Annotated in this window: 27 protein-coding genes; 17 read left to right on the top strand and 10 right to left on the bottom strand. The window is 55.0% G+C overall.

Going from position 1 to position 23383, the window contains the following annotated elements; all coding sequences use genetic code 11:
* Window positions 1-32: 32 nt before the first annotated feature.
* The 3 genes from ACQY4Z_RS20725 to ACQY4Z_RS20715 all read left to right on the top strand — a co-directional run bounded on the left by ACQY4Z_RS20725 (window position 33) and on the right by ACQY4Z_RS20715 (window position 3624).
* Window positions 33-1625 (top strand): ABC transporter substrate-binding protein, encoded by a 1593-nt coding sequence (locus ACQY4Z_RS20725; RefSeq protein WP_428524455.1) that lies wholly within the window; start codon window positions 33-35, stop codon window positions 1623-1625.
* Window positions 1626-1955: 330 nt separating this feature from the next.
* Window positions 1956-3020 carry a hypothetical protein gene (locus ACQY4Z_RS20720; protein WP_428524453.1) on the top strand — a complete coding sequence of 355 codons (1065 nt, stop codon included), beginning with the start codon at window positions 1956-1958 and terminating at the stop codon, window positions 3018-3020.
* A gap of 235 nt (window positions 3021-3255) precedes the next feature.
* Window positions 3256-3624: a hypothetical protein gene (locus ACQY4Z_RS20715; RefSeq protein WP_428524451.1), complete on the top strand. Its 369-nt coding sequence runs from the start codon at window positions 3256-3258 to the stop codon at window positions 3622-3624.
* A gap of 85 nt (window positions 3625-3709) precedes the next feature.
* On the opposite strand, the gene ACQY4Z_RS20710 is transcribed toward ACQY4Z_RS20715, so the two are convergent.
* Window positions 3710-4630: a LysR family transcriptional regulator gene (locus ACQY4Z_RS20710; RefSeq protein WP_428524449.1), complete on the bottom strand. Its 921-nt coding sequence runs from the start codon at window positions 4628-4630 to the stop codon at window positions 3710-3712.
* Window positions 4631-4729: 99 nt separating this feature from the next.
* On the opposite strand from ACQY4Z_RS20710, the gene ACQY4Z_RS20705 reads away from it, so the two are divergent.
* Genes ACQY4Z_RS20705 through ACQY4Z_RS20695 form a run of 3 tightly spaced genes read left to right on the top strand, consistent with a single transcriptional unit; the run spans window position 4730 to window position 5678 of the window.
* Entirely contained in the window at window positions 4730-5053 is a 324-nt protein-coding gene (locus ACQY4Z_RS20705) for an antibiotic biosynthesis monooxygenase (RefSeq protein WP_428524447.1), read from the top strand.
* Entirely contained in the window at window positions 5050-5271 is a 222-nt protein-coding gene (locus tag ACQY4Z_RS20700) for a DUF2798 domain-containing protein (protein ID WP_409692370.1), read from the top strand. Before ACQY4Z_RS20705 ends, ACQY4Z_RS20700 begins: the two co-directional genes overlap by 4 nt.
* Window positions 5272-5294: 23 nt before the next feature.
* Window positions 5295-5678 (top strand): RidA family protein, encoded by a 384-nt coding sequence (locus ACQY4Z_RS20695; RefSeq protein ID WP_428524445.1) that lies wholly within the window; start codon window positions 5295-5297, stop codon window positions 5676-5678.
* Between the two features lie 113 nt (window positions 5679-5791).
* Here the strand turns inward: ACQY4Z_RS20695 and ACQY4Z_RS20690 are convergent, their stop codons facing one another.
* The 5 genes from ACQY4Z_RS20690 to ACQY4Z_RS20670 all read right to left on the bottom strand — a co-directional run bounded on the left by ACQY4Z_RS20690 (window position 5792) and on the right by ACQY4Z_RS20670 (window position 9560).
* On the bottom strand, window positions 5792-6268 hold the full coding sequence (locus ACQY4Z_RS20690) for a GNAT family N-acetyltransferase (protein WP_428524443.1): 477 nt from the start codon (window positions 6266-6268) through the stop codon (window positions 5792-5794).
* Window positions 6269-6302: 34 nt separating this feature from the next.
* Window positions 6303-7235 (bottom strand): c-type cytochrome, encoded by a 933-nt coding sequence (locus tag ACQY4Z_RS20685; protein ID WP_428524441.1) that lies wholly within the window; start codon window positions 7233-7235, stop codon window positions 6303-6305.
* A gap of 41 nt (window positions 7236-7276) precedes the next feature.
* The gene (locus ACQY4Z_RS20680; RefSeq protein WP_133946717.1) at window positions 7277-7735 is read right to left on the bottom strand and encodes a c-type cytochrome; all 459 of its coding nucleotides are present in this window, start codon (window positions 7733-7735) and stop codon (window positions 7277-7279) included.
* 225 nt (window positions 7736-7960) lie between these two features.
* On the bottom strand, window positions 7961-8563 hold the full coding sequence (locus ACQY4Z_RS20675) for a superoxide dismutase (RefSeq protein WP_008192782.1): 603 nt from the start codon (window positions 8561-8563) through the stop codon (window positions 7961-7963).
* A 133-nt stretch (window positions 8564-8696) separates the two neighbouring features.
* Window positions 8697-9560, bottom strand: coding sequence for a DUF6159 family protein (locus ACQY4Z_RS20670; protein ID WP_428524438.1), 864 nt, complete (start codon window positions 9558-9560; stop codon window positions 8697-8699).
* A 207-nt stretch (window positions 9561-9767) separates the two neighbouring features.
* On the opposite strand from ACQY4Z_RS20670, the gene ACQY4Z_RS20665 reads away from it, so the two are divergent.
* Window positions 9768-10448, top strand: coding sequence for a thermonuclease family protein (locus ACQY4Z_RS20665; protein WP_428524436.1), 681 nt, complete (start codon window positions 9768-9770; stop codon window positions 10446-10448).
* Window positions 10449-10507: 59 nt separating this feature from the next.
* Here the strand turns inward: ACQY4Z_RS20665 and ACQY4Z_RS20660 are convergent, their stop codons facing one another.
* Window positions 10508-11263 carry a substrate-binding periplasmic protein gene (locus tag ACQY4Z_RS20660; RefSeq protein WP_428524434.1) on the bottom strand — a complete coding sequence of 252 codons (756 nt, stop codon included), beginning with the start codon at window positions 11261-11263 and terminating at the stop codon, window positions 10508-10510.
* A gap of 105 nt (window positions 11264-11368) precedes the next feature.
* Window positions 11369-12073: a substrate-binding periplasmic protein gene (locus ACQY4Z_RS20655; RefSeq protein ID WP_428524432.1), complete on the bottom strand. Its 705-nt coding sequence runs from the start codon at window positions 12071-12073 to the stop codon at window positions 11369-11371.
* A 291-nt stretch (window positions 12074-12364) separates the two neighbouring features.
* Here ACQY4Z_RS20655 and ACQY4Z_RS20650 point away from each other — a divergent pair, with 291 nt between their 5' ends.
* Window positions 12365-13540, top strand: a complete 1176-nt coding sequence (locus ACQY4Z_RS20650) for a YbfB/YjiJ family MFS transporter (RefSeq protein ID WP_428524430.1) — start codon at window positions 12365-12367, stop codon at window positions 13538-13540.
* A gap of 145 nt (window positions 13541-13685) precedes the next feature.
* Entirely contained in the window at window positions 13686-14021 is a 336-nt protein-coding gene (locus tag ACQY4Z_RS20645) for a hypothetical protein (protein WP_428524428.1), read from the top strand.
* Between the two features lie 78 nt (window positions 14022-14099).
* Here ACQY4Z_RS20645 and ACQY4Z_RS20640 read toward each other — a convergent pair whose 3' ends face one another.
* Window positions 14100-14957, bottom strand: a complete 858-nt coding sequence (locus ACQY4Z_RS20640; RefSeq protein ID WP_428524426.1) for a branched-chain amino acid aminotransferase — start codon at window positions 14955-14957, stop codon at window positions 14100-14102.
* 330 nt (window positions 14958-15287) lie between these two features.
* Between ACQY4Z_RS20640 and ACQY4Z_RS20635 the strand changes: the two genes are divergently transcribed.
* The 5 genes from ACQY4Z_RS20635 (at window position 15288) to ACQY4Z_RS20615 (ending at window position 20813) form a co-directional block, all read left to right on the top strand.
* The gene (locus ACQY4Z_RS20635; protein WP_428524424.1) at window positions 15288-15725 is read left to right on the top strand and encodes a VOC family protein; all 438 of its coding nucleotides are present in this window, start codon (window positions 15288-15290) and stop codon (window positions 15723-15725) included.
* 115 nt (window positions 15726-15840) lie between these two features.
* Window positions 15841-16503, top strand: a complete 663-nt coding sequence (locus tag ACQY4Z_RS20630) for a haloacid dehalogenase type II (RefSeq protein ID WP_055671345.1) — start codon at window positions 15841-15843, stop codon at window positions 16501-16503.
* Window positions 16504-16826: 323 nt separating this feature from the next.
* On the top strand, window positions 16827-17933 hold the full coding sequence (dctP, locus tag ACQY4Z_RS20625; RefSeq protein WP_409692399.1) for a TRAP transporter substrate-binding protein DctP: 1107 nt from the start codon (window positions 16827-16829) through the stop codon (window positions 17931-17933).
* Window positions 17934-18131: 198 nt separating this feature from the next.
* Window positions 18132-19454 (top strand): TRAP transporter small permease subunit, encoded by a 1323-nt coding sequence (locus tag ACQY4Z_RS20620; protein ID WP_428524421.1) that lies wholly within the window; start codon window positions 18132-18134, stop codon window positions 19452-19454.
* A 3-nt stretch (window positions 19455-19457) separates the two neighbouring features.
* Entirely contained in the window at window positions 19458-20813 is a 1356-nt protein-coding gene (locus ACQY4Z_RS20615) for a TRAP transporter large permease (RefSeq protein ID WP_133946705.1), read from the top strand.
* 78 nt (window positions 20814-20891) lie between these two features.
* On the opposite strand, the gene ACQY4Z_RS20610 is transcribed toward ACQY4Z_RS20615, so the two are convergent.
* Window positions 20892-21566, bottom strand: a complete 675-nt coding sequence (locus tag ACQY4Z_RS20610) for an outer membrane protein (protein WP_428524419.1) — start codon at window positions 21564-21566, stop codon at window positions 20892-20894.
* 390 nt (window positions 21567-21956) lie between these two features.
* Between ACQY4Z_RS20610 and ACQY4Z_RS20605 the strand changes: the two genes are divergently transcribed.
* The 3 genes from ACQY4Z_RS20605 to ACQY4Z_RS20595 are packed head-to-tail and all read left to right on the top strand — an operon-like array spanning window position 21957 to window position 23380.
* On the top strand, window positions 21957-22538 hold the full coding sequence (locus ACQY4Z_RS20605; protein WP_428524417.1) for a DUF2975 domain-containing protein: 582 nt from the start codon (window positions 21957-21959) through the stop codon (window positions 22536-22538).
* A 20-nt stretch (window positions 22539-22558) separates the two neighbouring features.
* Window positions 22559-23140 carry a DUF2975 domain-containing protein gene (locus tag ACQY4Z_RS20600; protein ID WP_428524415.1) on the top strand — a complete coding sequence of 194 codons (582 nt, stop codon included), beginning with the start codon at window positions 22559-22561 and terminating at the stop codon, window positions 23138-23140.
* A gap of 24 nt (window positions 23141-23164) precedes the next feature.
* The gene (locus tag ACQY4Z_RS20595) at window positions 23165-23380 is read left to right on the top strand and encodes a helix-turn-helix domain-containing protein (protein ID WP_428524413.1); all 216 of its coding nucleotides are present in this window, start codon (window positions 23165-23167) and stop codon (window positions 23378-23380) included.
* Window positions 23381-23383 lie beyond the last annotated feature (3 nt).

Below are 23383 nucleotides of genomic sequence, written 5' to 3'. Positions count from 1 at the left end.
GGAGTGACTTCATAATGACAAGCAGGGATATCATGACCCGTACATCGTCCAGATGGCTTCGGCGCACCGCCGGTTTCACACTGACCGCCGCCCTTCTCACGTCCGCCTCGGTGACCGAGGCTGCTGAACTGCGCTGGTCGTCACCGACCGATCCGCAGACGATGGACCCGCATGCAGTCAACTCTGCCCCGGTGCTCGGGTTCTTGAACAATGTCTATGAAGGACTTGTAAGGCGCGGTAAGTCCATGGACATCGAGGGGTCCCTTGCCGAGAGCTGGGAGCCAATCGGAACGGATGGATGGCGCTTTAACTTGCGCAAGGGCGTGAAGTTTCATGACGGAGCTGATTTTACCGCTGAAGATGTCTTGTTCTCTTACCAACGCGCTTCATCCGAGGCCTCAGACACCGCATCCTGGTTTGCTCCGGTAAAAAGCGTTGAAGTCGTCGATGACTTTACGGTCGATTTCCTGACCCACGCTCCCGACCCGATCTTTCCCGATTCCATCGCAAACTTTATGATCCTCGACAAGGACTGGGCCGAAGCAAATGATGCCGCCCTTCCCGCGAAGGATGCAGAAACTTACGCTACGCTGAACACAAACGGCACGGGGCCGTTCAAGGTCGTCAGCCGGCAACCCGGCGTCGAGACCGTGCTGGAACCGTTTGATGGTTGGTGGGATACCAAGGAGCACAATCTCACCAAGGCCACCTTCTTGCCAATCGCCAATCCGGCGACGGCCGTTTCTGGACTGCTCTCCGGTCAAGTCGATCTGATCAATCCGGTTCCGGTTCAAGACGTCAATCGGGTTGCCAATCAGCAAGGATTGAAACTGCATCAGGGCATTGAAGCCCGGGTCATCATGCTCGGCTTCGGGCATGCCCACGACACCTTGAAGTATTCAAAGGAAACGAACGGCAAAAACCCCTTTCAAGACGTTCGGGTTCGGAAAGCGGTGCAAATGGCGATCAATACCGAAGCCATGATCGACAAGATCATGCGCGGCAGCGCGGAATTGGCAACGCAACTCGTCAGCCCGCAAATGAAAGGATACAGCTCTGCAGCATCAGACCGGTTTGGCTATGACCCAGCCGCTGCCAAGGCCTTGCTGGCAGACGCTGGTTATCCGGATGGCTTCTCTTTCGGACTGATGTGCCCCAACGACCGCTACATCAATGATGAAGCGCTGTGCAAGGCAATGGCGGCGATGCTGACGCAGGCAGGCATGCGCGCCGAGTTGAATGCCATGCCGGTACGCAGCTACTGGCCAGAACTCCGCTCCGGCAATTTCGACATGTATCTCCTGGGTTGGTCACCGGGAACGTTCGACGCCGAACACCCAATCCGGTTCCTCGTCACTTCAAGAAATGATGAGAAGAAGCTCGGCAGCTGGAACTTTGGCGGCTACTCAAACCCCGAGGTGGATGCGCTCGTGCCGCAAATCCAGCGGGAGATTGATCCGGCCAAGCGGCAGCAAATGCTGGATGAGATTGCTCTCACCGTCCGCAACGATGTGGTCTACGTGCCGCTCCACATCCAGCCCCTGCTGTGGGGCTCCAAGGACACAGTCGATCTGACCCAGCGGGCCGATAATTTCCTGATGCTGCGCTGGATTACAGTCAACTAGATCAGCAGGCGCTTAATCGAAATCGATTGAGCGCCTAAAGCTGATCGTTTCGAAAGGAGCGGAGCATCCGAGACTTATGAAACATACCGGCGCCGCTCGCGCCGGTATTTTTCCTTCCAGTCAAATAACAACAATTCTTCTCCAATATTTCTTCAGAATATTTATTCGGATAACGAAAAATATATAAGATATCTTGAATAATAATATTAATATTACAAGCATTTAATGACGACAGTTTAATTTTAAATCTTCTCCGATCACGACCAAATCGTAACCGTCACCACCGGACAACAGTGTCCAAAACGATGGTCCTTGCGGAGGAGCAATATAATGACTTACCAGCCTACCCATCCCCTGCCGTTTTCAATCAACACCGCGCCAGTCATGCCGATAGATCTCTATATCCCGGCTGGGCCGCCGGGTGATCAGAACGGAACCACCAACACCGCTCCCTTCATGACCGATCTGGATGAATTCGGCTGGACGGTGCCGGACGCATTGGATGTTTCGACCAGTCCGGTCGAGTTCAACGATCTGCCGTTCTTGAACCTTGACCCCTACAATCTGGACGGTAAAGACAATCTGCCGACTGGCGACCTTGCAGAAGGGCCGCAGGGCGGTCTCAGTTCCCAGGTCGATGTCCAGGCAGGCTCCGGCGAGCAGCAGGTTAACTTCAGCCTCGAGATGGAAAACTACACGTACACCACAGAGTACGGACAAATTAACATCCTCACGCTGGCCGAAGAACGCACGACAGAAATCAAGACCATCAACTTCAACGGCCAAGAAGTCGCGGTGGAGTATCAGGCTGGCATTGCGCATGAATTTGAAGGCAGTTTCTACGACAATGCCTTCCGGGAGCTTTATGTCGAGATGGCTTTCGAAACCGGGATGGAGATACAGGCTGAAGCCTTCGACGCCAACGGCAACCCGATCATGACTGGGTTCGGATACGAGCAGGCGCTTGAAATCTATGGCGAGGCTTTCGATTACGGCATTGAAGAATTCGAAATGGCCTTCGAACTCGGCATTGAGCTCGAGCTGAACGATTTCGGCATGTATGAAATGACACTGTCGGTGATGTTTGAAGGCGAAATCGTCTATATGAACGGCGCCGAGCGGACTTACGAGTTTGAAGACGAGCTGTTCTTTATGTTCTCCGACCAGGACCAGATCGACTTCAACCAAATTCCGGACGGGCTCTACAACGAGATCCAGAAATTTGCTGCCGGCATGGGTGATGCTTGGGGCGGTATGGAAATCCTGAACGCTCAGCTGGAAGCGATTTTCCTTCAGCTGCAGGAAGACGGTCACTACCAGGCATGGGATGACGTGGATCAGGGACTGGACAATCCGTTCGACTTCAACGTTCCGCCGTCCGACTGGCTGACCTGATAGACTCGAACCACTCTGCAGAACTCATCCCTTTTGGAAGATCTGCCTTTCTCTTGAACGGACCGGTGGCAAAGCCATCGGTCCGTTGTCGTATTTCAGAAGGCCAACAATCTGGTCATATCGGATTTTGCGCCACAATAGCTTTTGACGTTTCGACCAGATGTTTGTACGACGGAATCCTGATTTGAAAGACATCTCTGAACAGAGATGCCGTCCGCGATTGCCAGAGGTCTTCATGCCGAATTTTGTGAGTAAAACTCGAAATGCCGGAAACCGCCTTGGACTCATTGCGGTTGGCACTCTCGCATTCGCCCTGAGTGCCTGCCAGATCCAGTCGCCTTCAGATATTCTTTTTGCACCAACCTACAATACCGACCGCGGCAGCATTCCGGTCGTATCCGGAACTCAGTATGACTGCCGCACGTTTCAGGGCAGCGGTTGGAAAGGGATTGCCGGCGGCCGCGCAGCGAACTGGGGAGAGCCTTTCCCGGTTGCCCGGACAGCCTGTTTTAAGACGCGGGACGAGTGCCAGGCATTCCTGACCCTGATGAGCGGTTACATCGACTATCAGCCCTACTATCGCTGCCAGCCCCACACAGCCTGATATGATCAGCTGATCTGTCGCTATTGTACTGGTGTTGCCGGAACATGTGCACAATCAATTCTCTGGCGCGGCATGATCTGACCGCTTAAGTCAAAGTCGATACTGCGGGCAGCTGTCCTTGAAACACAGGTCGTTCGGCCAGATAGGTCCGCATAAACTCCCGCAGACACTTTGCACGCGCGCTCAAGAGCCTACCGGTTGGCCAGACAGCGTAAATATCCCGTTGCTGACCCTGCCAGTCTGGTAGAAGAAGTTTTAGTCGGCCCTGCTCTAGCGGCTCAGCAGCTTCAGTCACACTCAATAGACACACGCCAAACCCGTCCTCTGCAAACTGACGGACGAGCGCGATATCATCAACAATCACATCTCCCTTAAGATGCAACTCGGAAGTGTCGCCAGTCAACCTGTGGCTCAACCGCCAGGCCGGGATCGTTCGGACGGCGATGATGGCATGCTGCTCAAGATCGTCTGGACTTTCCGGCATGTTGCGCCCCTCAAGATAGGATGGGGCTGCCATCACCGCTGTCGAAATGGATCCAATCTTTCTTTGATAAAGACGCTGATCCTGCTGCGGGCCAATTCTCAGGGCCAGATCAATTCGCTCATCCAACAGGTCGATGTTGAAATTGCTCAGTCTCAAGTCCAAACGAATGCCTGGATACTGCCGCATGAAGGCGGTCCACATTGGCTGCAGGGCCCCGACCGAAATATTGGTTGGCGCAGCCACAACTAGGGGTCCACTGAGTTCGTGCATCTCGGCGCTCAAGTTGCGCGCAGTGACCTCCGCCTGCTCCACGATCCCGGCAAAGGCCTGAAAATAGGCTTCGCCTTCAGAAGTCAGTCCGAATTTGCGGGCCGAGCGATGAACCAGTTGATACCCGAGCTTGTCTTCCAACCGCTGCAAACGGCGGGTCACAGTCGCAGCCGGCAGGCCCAGCGCTGTACCGGCACCCGTTAAGCTGCGGGCTTGGGCGACGTGTACAAAGAGCGCAATATCATCCAACATGATTACATTTTCGGAATTTAAATTGTCGATAATCGGTATTTATCATGAAAAATGAAATTCATATACCTCTCCTGTCCCCAAACAAAACAGGAGATGATCATGAGCCACTACTTCATCAGCGCCAGTATCGAAATGACCGAAGGCTCGAAGCTTGAGCAGGTTGAAACCGAGCTACAGAAGCTGGTTGCGCAAACGCGCGAAGAACCAGGCTGCATCTTGTTTGAAATTCGCCAGAACCTGAAAGAACCAACAAAATTCACCTTGTGGGAGTGCTGGACCAATCCGGATGCCTTGGCCGCACATTTCGAGGCACACCACACGAAAGCCTATCTGGCACAAAATCTCACAGAAGTAAGGCACATCGAAGCGCTCGGAGAAATAGGAGACAAAACCTTCGCCGATGCGATCAAGGCACACGCATGAGACATCGCCTGATCTCGACCGCGTTGATGTCCTTCTTCTTGTCGTTTCTGATGTCCTGCTGGGTCACCCTGATAAATCTCGGCTGGAGCGACGCTTTCCTTGGTCAATGGATGTCTGCATTCCGGCTGGCATGGCCGGCTGCCGCCGCAATTGCATTCTGCTTTGGCCCGTTTGTCCAAAACGCCACCACCTACATCACGCAGCGCTTCCCGGGTTAGGTGCTCCGATCATGAGAGAAATCATGCTTCCAATTCGCCAAAACGTCGATCAACTTGGCCCCGTGGCCGGGCCATACAGTCATGCCGTGATCCACGGCGATGCCGTCTATACATCCGGTCTGACAGCTTTTGGCTCTAACAGCCAAGCGGGAGGCGCTGCAGCGCAAACGCACACCATTGTGGACCAGCTCTCCATTCTTGCCGAGAGCTGCAAAACATCCCTGCAGCACCTCATCAAGGTCACGATCTTCGCTGTGGATCCCGCTGACATTCCGGAAATCCGAGAGGTGCTTTCAGACCGCTACGGTGAAAACGTGCCAGCCAGTTCTCTTGTGTTTGTAAAGGAGCTGTTTTCGCCGGATCTCCGGCTGGAAATCGAGGCAGTATTCGCAGTGCATCCCGTCTAAAGTCCCAATGCTGCCACGGCGGGGCTGATCCTGTAGTGTACAAGACGCTTAATCAAAATCGGTAATGCGGCCATCATACCGCATTGCCGGGGCCGCATAATTCAGTGGCGGCTTTACAAACTACACTGGAGAAAGACAGTCTCTTTAATGGGCGTATCATAATAGGCCGGGATCTCCACAAACCCTGCAGCCTTGTACAAACGGATGGCGCCTTCCATGGTGGGAAGTGTATCGAGCCGCATATACCGGTAGCCTGCGCTTCTGCCCCGCTCCAGAACGGCGGACACCAGGCTGGAGCCGACCCCGCTTCCCCGTCCCTCCGGCGCGACATACAAACGTTTCATCTCGCAAATGCCTTCATCAGCCATGGGCCGCAGGGCCACACAGCCGATTGACACATCAGAGCTCGTCTTCGCGAGTATCAGCGCACCTAGCGGCGGTACATACTTGCCAGGCAATGCAGCCAATTCTTCCTCAAAGCCTTGATACGACAAATCAATTCCAAGCCAATCCACATAGGCCCGAAACAACCGTTTGACGTCTTCAAGGTCGCGGGACGGATCAGAATCCGTAACGATAAAATCAGTCATGCTTGGGAAAAATCTTGTCCAGTTCAACTTGCGATCATTGGGCAGCGCCCGAAACAGCCGGGATTGCTTTTAAATAAACCCCGATCGCCTCGCGGTCAGAGGCCGGAAGGCGGGCCATGTTTTCCTGAACCGGCACCATCTCCCCACCCACAGAATCGTAATCCGGTGTAAATCCGCTTTCCAGGTAGTAGGCAATGTCGGATGCGCTCCAGCTGCCAAATCCTCCCGAGACAGGGGTGATGTTCGGCACCCGCCCCTCACCCGTTGCAGCCGGTGCTCCGCCCAGCCAGTCAGAAAGGATCAAACCGCCAGCAAAATCGCGCGGCGTATGGCATTCCCCGCAATGGCCCGGGCCTTCCACGAGATACTGCCCCCGCTCCCAAACTGCGGGATCCACATCTTCTCCACCGACAGGTGCCGCAACAACCGGAGCCGGGTCCAGGAACATTCGTTTCCAAAGCCCGACGCCCCGCCGGATGTTGAAAGGAAAGGCCAGCTCATTCGGCCCGGCATCGCCCTCGACAGCTGGCAGGGTCTTCATGAAGCTGAAGAGATCATTGATGTCCGCGAGATCCATCCGGGCGTAAGAGGCAAACGGGAAGGCCGGGTAGTAATTCCGGCCATCCGGAGATGTCCCATGTGTCATCGCATTGGCCAAATCAGCGACCGACCAATTCCCGATACCATTATTCGGGTCTTGCGAGACATTTGGTGCCACGAAAACGCCAAACGGAGTTTCAAGACGCAGCCCACCACCGAGTTTCAGCTTGTCATCGCCTTTCGCTTCAGGTGCGGCGTGGCAAGAACTGCATCCAGATGCCCAGAACACGAGCTCACCATTGACGGGATCGCCGGGTCCGAGATTGGCAACTGTGTTTTCGTCCAACCGGGTTGGGGCGGAGAGAAACCAGCCCGCGAGCGCCGCAGCGACGCCCAGCACGATCATGAACAGCAAGAGCTTTTTCATGACGGTTCTCCCCTCACCCCGAATTATGGATCCCGGAGATCCTAGTTCTTGACCCGGAACCCTTCATGGCACGACTTGCATGTGCCAAAGACAGGCCCCATCGCCGCTTTGAAAGCATCGAGATCGGCTGGTCCGGCGCGTCCGGCTGCTTCCATCGCAGTGCCGGTCGCAGCAGCGAACTTCGCGATCTCGGCGTCAAATCCGGCCCGGTTGTCCCAGATCGCCGGCGCGGCTTCTGTGTCGCCCGCGTTTGATCCATCCGGGAAATAGTCTCCAAAAGTAAGGGAGGCTGCACGCATGGCGGCAATGGCCGCTTTTCCGGCAGCAGGCGAATAGGCGATTTCGCCCTTCATCAAGCCGCCGCCAAGGCCAGCAGCTGCACCAACGGACGACATAATCGCCTGCCGGTCACCAATCGGATCATCGTCCGCCTGGGCCGCTCCAAGGCTGGCTGCAATCGCGATCGAAACAATGGAAATGCACTTCGAAATGGTCCGCATGGTCCTCTCCTCACTGACAGGTCTCAGCTTTGCTCAAGCGGATCTGCGTGTGGGAGCGTCCATCCCGGCAGCCGCATAAGTCTAGGGGAGCGGAAAGTTGCGGACGTTGCAAGCTTTGAAGTGTAACAACCGTTATCAAGAAATAGTGCGCAGTCGCCTGCCAAAGACAAAAAAGCCCCCGGTCTCGATTGAGGCCGGAGGCTGAAACGTCACAGAAGCGAAGGTTTACTTCGTTGCAGCTTCATACATCTCCAGGACGTAGTCCCAGTTGATCATGTTGTCGATGAAGGCTTCCAGGTACTTTGGACGCGCGTTGCGGTAGTCGATGTAGTAGGAATGCTCCCAGACGTCACAACCCAGGATCGGGCTTGCGCCGTGAACCAGCGGGTTTTCGCCGTTCGGGGTTTTCATGATTTCCAGTTTGCCGTCCTTGACTGCCAGCCATGCCCAGCCAGAACCGAACTGGCCGACGCCAGCTGCAATGAAGTCCGCACGAAACTTATCGTAGCCGCCAAGGTCGCTGTCGATCGCAGAAGCCAGAGCGCCCGGCAGAGAGGTGCCGCCACCGTCTTTCTTCATCCACTTCCAGAAATGGATGTGGTTGTAGTGCTGACCGGCGTTGTTGAAGAGCGGCGCGTTTTTGCCGAAGCTTTCTTTTACGACGTCTTCCAGAGACTTGCCTTCCAGGCCGCTGCCAGCGAGCAGCTCATTGCCTTTGGTGACATAGGCCTGATGGTGCTTGTCGTGGTGAAACTCGAGTGTTTCTGCAGACATATACGGGGCCAAAGCGTCATAAGCATACGGCAGATCAGGCAATTCAAAAGACATGGCAAACTCCTCATGTGTTCTATGAACAGCGGTGCTGACCAAAACGGCCGCGTACCGTGTTGAGCCGCAAAATAGGTTCGTCACCTGCGCTCGGCAAGGCGCGTTTTGAAAATAAAGAAAAATTTTCTTTGTTTTATCGCTTGTCCGGCTGAAATGCGTTCCGGATCAACCGGGAATCGAAGTTGAGCGGCATCTCCCCCTCGACGGCGTAGATATAAAGCGCAGCCCGCAAGATAGCGCTGAGCGTGGTCACCACGACAGACCCGATGAGGATCAGGGTCACGCCCACAGTGGCCAAACCACTGCCCAAAGCCTGGTTTTGCTCAAAGGAAAAGATCCCAAGCATCAAGATTGGCATCGCCACAATCAAAATCAGGAAATTCAAAGCCCCCAAGCCTATATGTCCAACCAGCGCCTCGCCCCAGGTTTTTCGAACGGCTTGAACTGATCGCTTGATTGCGGTCACCGGACCGACACCGTCCACCACCAAAATCGGCACGGCGAAATACGTGGCAACAGCCCAACCGGCCCCGAGCAAGTTGATGAAAAAGCGCATCAGCCCCTTCAACCGGCTTTCAAGAAGCTGCAGAACCCAACCGACAAATGCTGTCACCAAGGCCCAAAGCAGGATCTGCGGCAGTCGGCGCATGGACAGGCTGAGACCGTCCATGACCGTCGGATCTCCCCCGGCGAACCGGATCAGGGCACAGCCAAGAAGCGCCGCGTTGAAAAAGATCATGATGAAATAATTGATGAACAGGAAAACGAACATCAGCGCCCAGAACCGCGGATCCTGATCCGGCTGCTCGCTGTCGAAGATGCTCTGGAAGAAAGCTTGAAGTTCGGGCGTCGTGTAAATCGCCCAGCCTCCGGACCCAATCACAAGAGCAAGTGCCAAGGCGCTCATGATCGGAAACAAGAGCATCTCCTTGTCAAGGAGCAACACTTTCCAGCAAGCCGCCCCAAGCGCCAGGGCCCGTTCCAGTTTCTCAATCATGTGTGGTTCCGTCCGCCGTACAATTCGACGCGGTACGTAACCACATCTTCCGTTAAGGAAGCCCGAAGACAGACACTTCACACTTCAGATGCGCCCGCGTCCATCCACAGACATCGGTCGCACTGGCGGTCAGTTCTGTTGTTCTAGCGGTGCGATCAGGGCAAGAATCCGTCTGTTACACCATTTGATTCGTTGAGTTTTTCCAACATGGGCAGTGTTTATCCTGGCGCGGTGAGGCCAGCCCTGTGGCTGTTTGCTTTTACGATTATCGCTGCGTCGCAGCCCCAGCAGATCCAGGCGGCTGACGTTCGGGTTGTTGACGGAGACACGCTCGTTATGAACGGAGAGCGGGTCCGCCTTGAAGGAATTGATGCACCCGAACTCACCCAAACCTGCCTCACGTCTGCGGGCAAAAGCTATCGATGCGGCCTGACTGCCAAGGAACACCTGCAATCACTGATAAAACAAGGTGATGTCACGTGCAGGGGAAATGAAAACGACGCCTATGACCGGAAACTCGCCACCTGTTTTTCCGGCAAAAAGAACCTGAACAAAGCCATGGTCGCAGACGGTCAGGCATATGCGTTCTTGCGATACTCTGATGCCTATCGGACCGAACAGGAAATGGCTCGGCTGAATGGCGCAGGTCTTTGGGCGGGCATTGCTGAAGCCCCTTGGGACTTTAGGCAGCAAAAATGGCAAGTTGCAGGGTCAAAAGCACCGGCAGGCTGTCCAATCAAGGGGAACATTTCGGCGCGCGGACGGATCTACCACACACCCTGGTCACCGCACTACAGCCGGACACGGATCAACGAGGCTGCGGGAGAACGATGGTTCTGCTCCGAAGAAGAAGCAGTTGCGGCTGGCTGGCGTTCACCGCTGAGCTAATGCAACGCTTAATTCTACTCTGTTCCTGAGGTCATGCCCCAAAGGCCGGTTTCAAGTTTTCATTGCGTATTCGGTAGACCAGGGTCGGATTGGCCCTCGTCACTCGACGTTGTCAGATGACGATTGAACAGCTCCCGCGCGTCACGGCCGGCCGGTGAGTTCTCAAAACACACATAAAGGCTGTGATTGATCAGTAGCTTTTCGTGAAATTTCAGACTGTCCGCCACGAAAGCCACGCCAGCGTCTTCGGCCTTCAAATAGTCAAAGACGTTTTTGTCGATCACAATGGCATCAGCCCGCCGGGCGGCGACCTTCAGGATATTCTGTGTGTCGTTTTCGGCAAGTTCGCCGACGATCTCCCCATCGGCAATCAACTGATCGAGCTTTGCTTCATTCACATAGCCTCGAACCACGCCGATGACGAAGGATCGCAAGTCATCGTGCGTTTCCCAGTCGAATGAGCTGGTTGACGGTGTCAGGAAGCCAACTGGGCTGTCGCCAAAAGGTTTTGAAAACAGGCATCGGTCACCATCGGCTTCCGCGTCTATGTCAGCCGAATAATACTCTGGATAAACACCGATCCAGTTCGGGTCATCAGCGGCAAGCATGATTGCGCGGTTCCAGGGAAACAGTTGAACATCAACCTCTATCCCAGCCTTCGCAAACGTTGACCGCACCGTGTCGGTATTCGGCCCCTCGCCCGTCGCTTCCACGTAAGGCGGCCAGTGAAGCGTGGTCAGCCTCAGCGTGTCAGACGCAAAGGACAGCGAAGACGTTGCAATGATCAAGGCACTTAAGGCCAATGCGCAGCGCATCAAATTCTCTCGGTTATGTTCCGTATTACACCGCGGGTAATCGGAACTGTCTGGAAAGCGCAGCGTGCCGCGCTTTCCATGTTTTAGTGAGCTCTTTGGCGCTCGTCAGAGAGCGGAGTTGAACTTGTCCCGCGCCGCCTTTCCGGCATCGGAATTTTCGAAGCAGATGAAAAGACCGTGTTCAATGAGCAGATTGTCGTTGAACTTCAGATCACCGGCAACCTTCGCAACAGCCGGATCGTTCTGCGCAAGATGCTCAAAAACCAGCTTGTCGATCACGCCTGCAGCAGCACGGCCGCCCGCGACCTTCAGAATGTTCTGCGAATCGTCGTCAGCTTCCTCGACCGCGATGTCGCCAGCTGCCACCATGCCGTCGAACTTCTCTTCGTTGTTGTATCCCCGAACAACGCCGATCTTGTGCGCTTTCAAATCGTCATGGGACGACCAAGTGAAGTCTGAATCCTTGCGTTGAACGAACCCAACCGGGCTAACACCGAAAGACTTTGAAAACAGGCAACGGTCGCCGCCCTTTTCCGCATCGCTGTCTTCGGCATAATACTCAGGGTAAACGCCGATCCACTCAGGATCCTTTTGCGCCAGGTTGATTGCCCGGTTCCAAGGGAAAACAGCCACTTCAGCGGAAATTCCGGCCTTTTCAAACGCTGCCTTGACAGCGTCCGAGCTCGGACCGCTGGCATCAGCCATCACGTAAGGCGGCCATTCCAGCGTCGTGAGTTTTACGGTCTCGGCCTGAGCGGCCAAGGGGCTCATGAGAAAGGCTGCGGTCGCAGTAGCCAATAGAAGACGCATGTGTTCGTCCTGCCTTAAATTTAAAAGTGTTTCGTGCTCACGAGTGAGCGTGCCAACACTACGAACGAACAATGAATAAGAAATTTCCGAAGTGAAACCATGTCGCTTTTACGCACGTCCAGTGCCGCGAATATTTGTTTTAACTGTTAATAATACTTATCTGCACACCAGACAATTTGATTAGACACAATCATGCCCCCCTTCAGTTGAAGGCTTGCAGGGCCATAAACCGGCATCTACAAACAGTTTCGGATATTTCCGCCCGCCGTTCCAGACACAAGACATCCTTCCATGAAACAGTCCTTTTGGAGTTCGGTTTGCCTCGCGCTTGGTGGGTTGCTGGCGCTGGCCGCGGCCATGGGCATTGGACGGTTCGTCTACACCCCGATCCTCCCCTCCATGGCCGAGGGCATCCCGCTGACGCCGAGTGCGGCCGGACTGATCGCATCTGCGAATTTCCTCGGTTATCTGACTGGCGCTCTGATCGGCGCATCCCGTTTTTTGGGCGGAACACCCAGAACCTGGTTCCTTGCCGGGCTCGCGCTCAGTGCTCTGACGAGTGCAGCCATGGCCCTCACCAGTGATGTGTGGTTCTTCATGATGATTCGCTTCATCAGTGGCCTGGCCAGCGCCTTTGTTCTCGTTTTTTCGACCACTCTTATATTGGAACGGCTGACCACAGCCGGTCACAGCGCCCTGTCTGCAGTGCATTTTTCTGGAGTTGGCATTGGCATTGCCCTCTCCGCTGTCCTGATCGCGGCTCTCAATCACAACGCTACGGACTGGCAAACCTTGTGGCTCGCAAGCGGACTGGCGACCGCAATCCTTCTGGCCGGGGCAATCGTTCTCGTTCCGACAAGATCAAACGCTTCACCGACGGCCCCGGCAGATGACAATCGCACCCCAGAAGACGGTAGACGCACCTGGTCTCCAACGGTTATCCGTCTGGTCGCCGCTTATGGTCTGTTTGGATTCGGGTATGTCATCACCGCGACTTTTGTTTCGGTCATGGCACGCACGACCCCGTCCCTGACAGACATCGAGCCTTATGTCTGGCTGGTTGTCGGTCTGTCGGCAGCGCCATCAATCTATGTTTGGAACTTGATCGCCGCCAAACTCGGTGCCCGCCGGGCCTTCGCGTTGGCATGCCTTGTAGAAGCAGGCGGCGTAGCAATGACAGCGGTCAGCACCTCGCCAGCTATCTTTCTGATCGGAGCAGCACTACTGGGCGGAACCTTTATGGGCATCACGGCCCTTGGTCTCGCCGAAGGACGCCGTTTGACCGCAGAAGCCGGGACGGCCGCAGTTCGCCAGATGCTGGCGACACTGACAGCCAGTTTCGGCCTTGGTCAGGCGGCAGGACCATGGATCGCCGGGCAATTGCATGGCGTAACGGGCTCCTTCCAGGCACCATCCATTGCCGCAGCCATTGCTCTTGTGATCGCCGCCGCCCTTGCCGGGCTATGAGCTACTGCAAAGCGCCCCTCACCAAAAAATGATCGAATTTTATCTAAATTGAAAACGTGTGATTTAGAACACGTCAGAAGGAGAATTCCGCCGTTACATTCCGCGTCACAGTCAATGACGACTGCAAATGACTTGGGAGAAAGATGTGAAACTTGTAAATTCAATTATTAAAACTGCTGCACTTGCAGGATCTATTTCATTCGGCGCAACAGCAGCGTTTGCTGCACCACCAAGTGATGGCTCAACACTTGGCGAATGCTACAACAACTGGATATCTCATTGTAACCAGACCACACCAGGCTACCCGAACAGCTGTTACGATGAAGTTTTGAACCATTGCGACAGCGTGCACAGCGCAAGCCTTGGAACACTCTCAGGCTACAAGGTCAAATCCATGCAACGCTCCGCTCTCACGAAAGCCAAGCGTGCCAACACGACACTCGTTACCCCGAAGGTTCAGCCGGTTCGCGTTCAGAACTGACCGGGCGCTAAAGCTCAACAAAAAGCCCTGCAATGGACGCATTGCAGGGCTTTTGTCTGTTCAATTGAGCGGCCCCAATCAGGCGTGGGAGAACTCCCAATAAAGGTCCCGTGCCCGAGCGGCGATCGGGCCTGGCTGCAGATCACGTTCCTCGATCCGATTGACCGGCGTCACCTTGTTGTAGTTGCCAGTTGAGAAGATTTCATCGGCTTCCAAAAACTCGTCATAACCGAGTGTGCGCTCAAAGACGTCATAGCCGGCAGACCGCAGCAGATGAATCACGCGCTGGCGGGTGATCCCGTTCAGGAATGTGCCGTTCGGCGCCGGGGTATGAACTTTCCCATCCTTCGCCATGAAGATGTTCGCAGACGTCAGCTCTGCAACATTGCCCAGCATGTCGCGGACTACGGCATTGTCGAAGCCTCGCCCTTTGGCCTCCAGCATCGCACGCGCATTGTTCGGATAAAGGCACCCAGCCTTTGCATTGACCGGCATGCATTCCATGGTCGGACGGCGGAACGGAGAAAGTGTGATACTGGACGCTGCATCCTTCGGTGCCATGGGTGCGTCGAACAGACACAAACAGAACCGTGTGCTGTCCGGATCACCGCTGATGACACCTGGCCCGTCACCTTCGACCCAGTACATCGGTTTGACGTAGATCTGCTTGTCGCTGCCGAACTTGGCACAGCCTTCCCTGGTCAGCTCCACCATCTCCCCAACCTTCATGGTTGGCTTCATGCCGAGAGCGACTGCGGAATCGTTCACCCGTTGGCTATGGAGATCGATATCCGGCATCACGCCATCGAAAAAACGGGCGCCATCAAAGACGCTTGACCCGAGCCAGGAAGCGTGGGTTCGCGGGCCCATGATCGGCGGATTCCCTTCGTGCCAAGTCCCGTCAATCCAGGTCCAGGTGTCGCTCCAGCCGCTCATCGTTCTCCCTTTCGATCATTCTGGGTGTTTGTTATCCGTGACCGGACAGAACACCGCCACCGCCCGCGGGTCAATAGCTTACCCACAACATCTGGATCGCAAGTCATATTATTCCTCCAGCTGACTTTATGGGACCGGAATCGGTCTCATGATCACGCAAACCAGGATTTTTTTTTCCAGACGAGTTTATTGCGATTGAGCAGGATAGGCGTCCCACTTATCGCCAATGAACAATTTCTTTGAGGCGCGAAATTGCGATCAGTGCTTGCAAGAATTCCGTGCACTAGATAATTTGTTCATTCTTTGTTCTTTTAATTGGAGATTCTCGTAATGGATCAGCGCATTTCAATGATCACCCTCATTGTTCCCGATATCATGACAACACGGGCTTTTTTTGAGACCGGATTGGGGTGGCAGGTGAATGCCGCGCCCTCCCCGCATGTCGTGTTTTTCCAGATACCTGGCGGCGTGTTTGCACTCTATGATCGCAGCGCGCTTGAGGACGAGATCGGCACGACGGTTACGGATGCCACCTTCGGTGCGATGACATTGGCATGGAACGCCAAAGAGCGCGGCGATGTCGACGCGATGTTTGAAAAGGCGGTTGCTGCAGGTGCCCGCCCAATAAAAAACCCACAAGAGGCGTTCTGGGGAGGATATTCTTCCTACGTTGAAGTTCCCGGCGGGCATCTGCTGGAAATCGCATTCAACCCGTTCTGGACCGTCAACGACGACGGCTCCGTGCAGCTCCCTGAGGCCCAGCCGTGATGGGATGGCAACGGCGATGAACATTTGATTTTATTCGTACGGCTTTTGCTTGACCTTGTTCCAGGTTCAAGGTTCTCTGCCGCGTTCGTGTATTTCTTGTGCTGAAGGATCCGTTATGGCTCACGCCGCTTATGTCTTTGATGCTTATGGAACTTTGTTTGATGTGCATGCCGCTGTGCGCAAACATGCAGCCAAACTGGGTCCCGATGCGCAACGGCTGTCCTCTCTGTGGCGTGAGAAGCAGCTGGAATATTCCTGGGTGCGGGCCTTGATGGGCCAGTACAAGGATTTCTGGGAATTGACCCAGGAGGGTTTGGATACCGCGTTTGCGCTGGTCCCAACGGCTGATAAGTCAATGAAAGACGACCTCCTGAATGCGTACTGGGAACTGGATTGCTATCCGGAAGTCCCGCAGGTTTTGACCGACTTGAAAGCAACGGGTGCCAAGATCGCGATCCTGTCCAACGGGTCACCGGCCATGCTTGACGCAGCGGCCAAAGCTGCAGGACTCACCGAATTGTTTGACGAGATCTTTTCCGTCGATGAGCTGCGGACCTTCAAGACCAACCCGCAAACCTACGAAATGGTGACGACCCACTTCCGCATCTATCCGGAAGAAGTCTCCTTCCAATCTTCCAATCGATGGGATGTTGCCGGCGCAACCGCTTTTGGCTTCCGGACGGTCTGGATGAACCGCACCGGAATGCCGGATGAATACACCGACCTTGCCCCAAAGGCAGTTCTCGCAGATCTGACAGGCCTGGCAGCTTTGGGCTGACCGGGTCGTCATCGCTGACAGATAACTTTTCAAAAAGGATAGTTTCCATTACGCTTATATAAATTGATAGTCGAACTGATTATTTCCAAAAAAGAAAAAATATTTATCTTAGATCGCATAGTTGCCGAACTTTGAAACTGTCCTATCCTTTTATCTTGCTGGGAGATAAAAAACTGAGGGCAATCTAATAACCCGTTATTTTTGTTGAAAATTCGTAGCATTGCTTCGAAAAATAGAACAACGGGCACACTCCACGGCACGGTTGGGAGGCCTGCCGAAACGCTCTTCAGATGATCTCTCCCTAGCGAATTTGGGAGGAATTTATGACGAAGCTTACGACCCGCCGCGACGCACTTCGCGGTATCGCGGGCGCTGGCGTTGCCGGTGCCGCGACTCTTGCAGCCCCGCACATCGCGACCGCCCAAGGGCAAACGACCACCTGGAAAATCCAGACGTCTTGGCCAGGCGGCGCTGGCCTGCAGATCTTCAAGGACTGGTGCGCAACGATCGTCGAGAAAACTGGCGGCGAATTGGCGTTCCAGCCATTCGGCGCGAACGACGTGGTCGGTGACTTTCAGCTCTATGACGCGGTGAAAAACGGTGTTCTTGACGCCGTAAACCCGTTTACGATCTACGCGCAGGGCATCATTCCGGCGGCAACATTCTTGACATCGATCCCGCTTGGCCTGCGCAACCCGCATGAATTTGATGTTTTCTACTACGGCCTCGGCGGCATAGATATCGCCCGCGAGCTGTACGAGAAACAAGGCATGAAATTCGTCGGCCCGGTACACCACGGCCCGAACATCATCCACTCCAAGGTTCCGATCCGGTCTATCGATGACTTCCGCGGCCGCAAGATGCGCCTGCCGGGCGGCATGGTTGCCGAGGTCTTCACCGAGATTGGCGCAGAAACAACCGTTCTGCCGGGATCCGAGATTTTCCCCGCCCTTGAAAAAGGCACCATCGACGTTGCCGACTATGTGGGTCCGGCGGTCAACTATGCCCTCGGGTTCAGCCAGGTTACCGACTACATTGTCATGGGTCCTCCAGGCTTCATGTCGCTTTACCAGCCGGTCGACATCATGGACATCACCGTCGGCATGGACGCCTGGAACAAGCTCAGCCCGCAGATGCAGCAATTCGTCGAGATGGAGACACATGTTTACTCCGACGCACACCACGCTGCGATCCAGAAGGCCGACCAGGATGCCTGGGCGAAGTTCGAGGCAGACGGCACGGAAGTTACCCGCCTGACGCAGGACGACGTCGAGCTGATGACCGAGGTCGCTGTTCCGATCTGGTTCAACTATGCAAACCGCGACGCAGACAGCGCCCGTGTGTTCAAAATGCAGCTCGACTACATGATGTCCGGCTCGCTGGGCTATGTTGATCCGGCGTTGACGGAAGGCCTTGAGCTGAAGCTCTAAGCCACAAACCGGCTACGTAGGAAGTCACCAAGTCCGCGCAGGAAACTGCGCGGACCTCTCACCTCAACGTTAGGTTCGCCGAACAACAATGCACGCCACCCTGAGCTGTGCGGCTTTTCATAAAGCCGAGCGGTAACAGGTGTCAGGGCAGACGCCTCCTTGCATGGAAACTGCGACTGCCCGGGGGAAGGACAAGGCATGCCTCAATTGGATTTCACTCTGCCGCACTGGGCCTATTGGCTCGGCCTGATCCTGTTTCCGATCATCGCGGCAACTCTGGCCAAGCGGCCAAAACCCAAAGAACGGACATATTCAACCGTTTTGGGCTATTTCATCTTGGTAACCGGCGGCATATTGGGACTGCACAGGCTTTACCTCAAAAGCATGATCGGCCTGCTCTATATCCCGGTCTTCATTGTCATTCTTTTTGCCAATTCCCAGGGGCAGGATGCCCGGTCGGTCGCCTCCGACATGTCCAACCTCGTTCGCCAGGCAGAACGGACACTTGACCGTGAAGGCGGCAGGGTTACCTCTGCCGAAGCTGAACTGCCGGAAATGCGCCAAAAGCTCGCGGAAGCTGAAGTCGGGAGCTTCGCCGAACGGCGTGCCCAGCGCGATGTCCGCAGAGCCGAACAGAGGATCGAACAAGGCCGCGAACGCATGGCCGAGGCCGAAGCGGACCTGGAAACCGCACGGCCGGCGGCTGAAGAAGCGCAAGCCAATCTGGAATTCTGGCAAAACATCGCGAAATATGCCTTCTGGCTTATCCTGGCCGGGGTGGCGATCGACGCGATCCTTCTGCCCGGACTTGTGCGCAAGGCCAACGCCAACCTGCCGCCAGAACCGGAGCTCAGCGAAGCCGAGCTCAAGCTGAAAGCCCTTGAAGAGGCTGAGCGGAAAGACGACGCGAGTTACGTGTCGAGCGGCTGGACCGGATGGATCGACCGCCTCTCGCTCTTCTGCGGCGAGTTTGTGGCCTATTGGGCTGTGATCGCGGTGATTGTTTACTACTTCGAGGTTATGAGCCGCTATGTCTTCGGCAGCCCCACGAACTGGGCGCATGAAGCCATGTACCTGATGTTCGGCATGCAATACCTAATTGCGGGCTCCTATGCGATGCTGACGGAATCCCACGTCCGGGTCGACATCTTCTACGCGCCACTTTCCAACCGCCGCAAGGCGATCGTGGATCTGCTGACCTCGGTCTTCTTCTTCATCTTTGCCGGCACGCTTTTGGTGACGTCCTGGATTTTCGCGTTCGACGCGATTGCCGTTCCCTCAGGAAACTCGCTGATTTCGGATTGGGCCCGGGGCGAGATCGGCTTTGGAGAAGTCATCACAAGCTGGAACCTTGCGCAGTGGACTGACCCGAACATCCGCTGGGGCGAAATCAGCTTCAACGAGTGGGAAGTCCCCTTGTGGCCGATGAAAATGGTCATGATCATCGGTGGGCTGCTTCTGGTGCTTCAAGGCATATCGAAATTCGCGCAGGACCTCCGCGCGTTTGTGGGGAGGTCCTAAAGAATGGGTCTTGAAATTGGCATTGAGTGGCTGACACTCATCATGTTCGGATCACTGCTGGTGCTGTTGATGGCGGGCCTTCCGCTCGCCTTCGTGACCGGCGGCTTGGCCTGCGTGTTCCTGTTCATTTTAGGCGACGAACGCGCGCTCAACATCGTTCCATCGCGCATCTTCCCGCTGATGACGAACTACCAGCTCTCGGCGATCCCCTTGTTCATCTTCATGGCGTCGATGCTGGAGCGAGCGGGCATCATCAACGACATGTTCGATGTCATCTACAAGGTGCTCGGGGGTGTTAAGGGCGGACTGGCGGCCGCAACCATCATAGCGTCCACAGTTCTGGCGGCGATGGTGGGGGTGATCGGTGCGGCGGTGGTTACCATGGGCATCATCGCCCTGCCTGCCATGCTGAAACGTCATTATGACCCAAAGATCGCCATGGGATCGATCATGGCCGGGGGTACGCTCGGCATTCTCATCCCGCCGTCGATCCTTGCGATCATCTATGCCGTCGTGGCCGAACAATCCGTAGGAGAGCTGTTCATCGGCGCGGTCGTGCCGGGGCTGTTGCTCTCGGGGATGTACATCCTCTACGTGATCATTTCCTGCACGATCAGCCCTCAAAAAGGCCCGCCGATCCCGGAAGAAGAGCGCATTCCCTTCAAGGAAAAAATGCGGCTCATGTCCGGCATGTCAGCGCCGATTGCACTGATCGCAATCGTTCTCGGGGTCATCTTTACCGGTGTTGCAACGCCGGTGGAAGCGGCCGGGATTGGGACTTTCGGGGCCATCATCGTGGCGGCCATTCACCGGAACCTTGACTGGCAGACACTGCGCGAGGCCTCTCTGACGACACTCAAGGCCTCCGCCATGGTCATCTGGATTATGTTCGGTGCTACCATCTTTGTCGGGCTTTACGTCCTGGAAGGTGGCCAGCAGTTTGTGCAAGGCGCTCTGGAAGCTACCGGCCTCGGCCCCTGGGGCATCCTGATCCTGATGCAGGTGGTGCTGGTGATCCTTGGCATGTTCCTTGACTGGGTCGGGATCCTGTTGCTCTGTGTGCCGATCTTCGTGCCGATCGTCAAAGCGCTCGGCGCAGCGGCTTTCGGGCTCGACAACCCGGACGACCTCGTCCTTTGGTTCGGGGTGCTTTATCTCGTCAACATGCAGATGAGCTTCTTGTCGCCACCGTTTGGCTATGCGCTGTTCTATCTGCGCGGCGTTGCACCCCCGGATATCCCGATGACGGACATCTTCAAGTCCGCCTTGCCCTTCCTGGCGCTGCAAATCATCGGACTGGTGCTCTGTATGATGTTCCCGGGGATCATCACCTGGCTGCCAAATCTGGTCTATGGCTAGGAACAACTGAAACAAAAAGACCTACGGCTGCGCGTTTATCGATGCGCAGCCGTAGTTGTATTTCAAGGATTGAGGTCGTTAGAAGGCACGCGCAATACCGAGCATCAAACGATGGTTGCCGGCGGTACGTTTGGCCTGCGTTCCGGCAAAGGTGTCCTTGGTGTCGGCGATCCCGGTCAATGTGTAATCCGCGCGAAGCCGCCAGTTATCGTGCATGGCGACCTCAACACCGGCGCCAAGAACCGCACCAAGCCCGACCGAACTCTCGGTCCGGCCATTGGCCTTCAGGCTGTGATCGGTCGCAGCAACGCCAAGACTTATATACGGCATGAAATTGTTGATTGGCAGACCAACGCGAGTCTTTGCAGTCACCGACCACTTGGACCCGGTCTCGATCGTTCCAAGCACCGGATGCTGACCTTTTTTCGTGTCACCAATATAGGTCGCAGCCCCTTCCACGCCCAGGATCACCCGGGAAACTTCCCAGTTGTAGCCGCCAAAAACACCAAACGCGGCATCGAAACGGGAATAGTCTTTCTTCTGACCGCCCGCTTTCACATCCGTGACTGTTTGAGACCCGCCGGCCTCAAAACCAAGATACGGTCCCGCCCAAATGGATCCGGCAGGCGCCATTGGAACAAACTCTGTTCCCCCAGCGACGGGCATGTCGGCGGCCTTGGCTCCGCCGACCAGAACAGCCAGGGCTGCGCATAATACAAAGGGCTTTACCAGCCAATGCCTTGTATTCGGCAAGGAATTCCGGAGGCGTCGAAACGGTTTCGGCTGCGGCGAACAGCCATAAAAAACGCAACTATCGCGATTGGTAAAGGAACTTACCATGTGAGGTCTCACTTCGGTTATCTCGTCAAACCCGAAACACAACAATCAAAAATTATTGCGAAACGATAATTTTAAAAATCACAACGATGATTATTTTGTCAACTGCAATGTTTTGAGTTTGCGTTTTTTTTCAAAATGGACTAGAGGCTCTTTTCGTCAAAGGGCAGCACTCACCCGCGTACCAACATCTTCCCTTGCGGATGAACGCGCACTGAACGCACTGGCCCAAAGGCTCTGAGTTCGTAGAACTAATTGATTTATCAAAATGTATTGGCCTTTCAGCAAATAAGGCCGGAGGAAATCATGACAGAGATGGAATGGTCAGAACGCGAAAAACGACTGACCCGGATCAGGCGGGTGTCTGCGTTCATGAAATGGGTTGTGAGCGGAATTCTGCTCCTGATCTTGATTTTCGGCCTTATCGTGATTGTTGGGATTTCTCTGCCGAACGAACTGATGATCGCACCTGACGAAACCATCGATTTCGCCGACATTGAACGTCCGCTGGGCGAGATTCCTCAAATCCAGCGCTTCGGCTTGTCGATCGTATCCGGCATCGCATTTGTGCTTTTGATGCTGGCCGGCTGGAACATTCGCCAGGTTTTCAAGCGGTTCCAAAGCATGGAATTTTTCTCCCCAAAGACTCTCGCCAGTGTCATTTCCTTCGGCGTCTGGCTCATTGCGTTTGCAACTTTTGACCTGATCAGCGATCCAGTTGGCTCGGTGCTTTTGACGTATGATTTTCCACCCGGCGAACGGTCAATTGATGTGACCCTGGATGGGGGAGAACTCTTCTTCTTTGTTCTTGGGGCCTTGATGCTGCTTTTTGGCTGGATCTTGCGGGAAGCCGCGCTCATCGCGGATGAAAACCGCCAATTTATCTGATCTGAACCGGGGGACAGACAATGGCCGACACATCCGTCATTGAACAAGGCAAGCGCCTCAAGCGCATTCGTATTGTTGCAAGACTGGTCAAGTGGATCGCAACCCTATCCCTTTTTGCCACCTTCGTGGTTGGGGTCGGCCTGACTATTGTATTCCTGTTCCCGGAGGGACCTGCGTGGAGCGTTGACGAAACCATCTGGATTGGCGAAGGCGAAAGAGAATTGAGCTCAATCCCATTCGCACAGCGGTCCATTTTGGCCGTCCTTCTGGTGGTCAGCCTTGCCCTCGTCCTTGGAATCATATGGGCCTTACGCTGTGTCTGCAGGCACTTTGAAACTGGGGACTACTTTTCCCCTCAGGCTTTGGAAAATGTCTTTTCACTCGGCGCATGGATGATTTCGTTTGCGGTTTTTGATATTGCCAGCGACCCGGTTGGCATCATGGTCGCGACACTTGATTATCCTGAAGTGAAGAGAGTCATTGACGTTTCTCTCGATGGCGGCGAAGTTTTCACACTGATTCTAGGGGCGCTTATGTTGTTGTTTGGATGGATCTTTCGCGAGGCGGCCCTGCTCGCAGAAGAAAACCGGCAAATCGTCTAACATCGACGCATCAGGGTCTCGAACATGCCGATCATTATCGAACTGGATGTGATGCTCGCCCGCCGGAAGATGCGGTCGAAGGAGCTTGCCGAACGGATTGGCATCACCGAGCAGAATGTTTCCCTGCTTAAGTCCGGAAAGGTGAAGGGCGTCCGCTTCGAAACTTTGGAAAAGATCTGCGAAGTTCTGGACTGTCAGCCGGGCGACATTCTGATCTACGAAGCGCCAGAAGATCCATAACCC

It is taken from the genome of Roseibium sp., from assembly GCF_965276855.1.
In the GTDB taxonomy this organism is placed as follows: Bacteria; Pseudomonadota; Alphaproteobacteria; order Rhizobiales; family Stappiaceae; genus Roseibium.
This window is presented reverse-complemented; position numbering and strand designations above follow the sequence as displayed.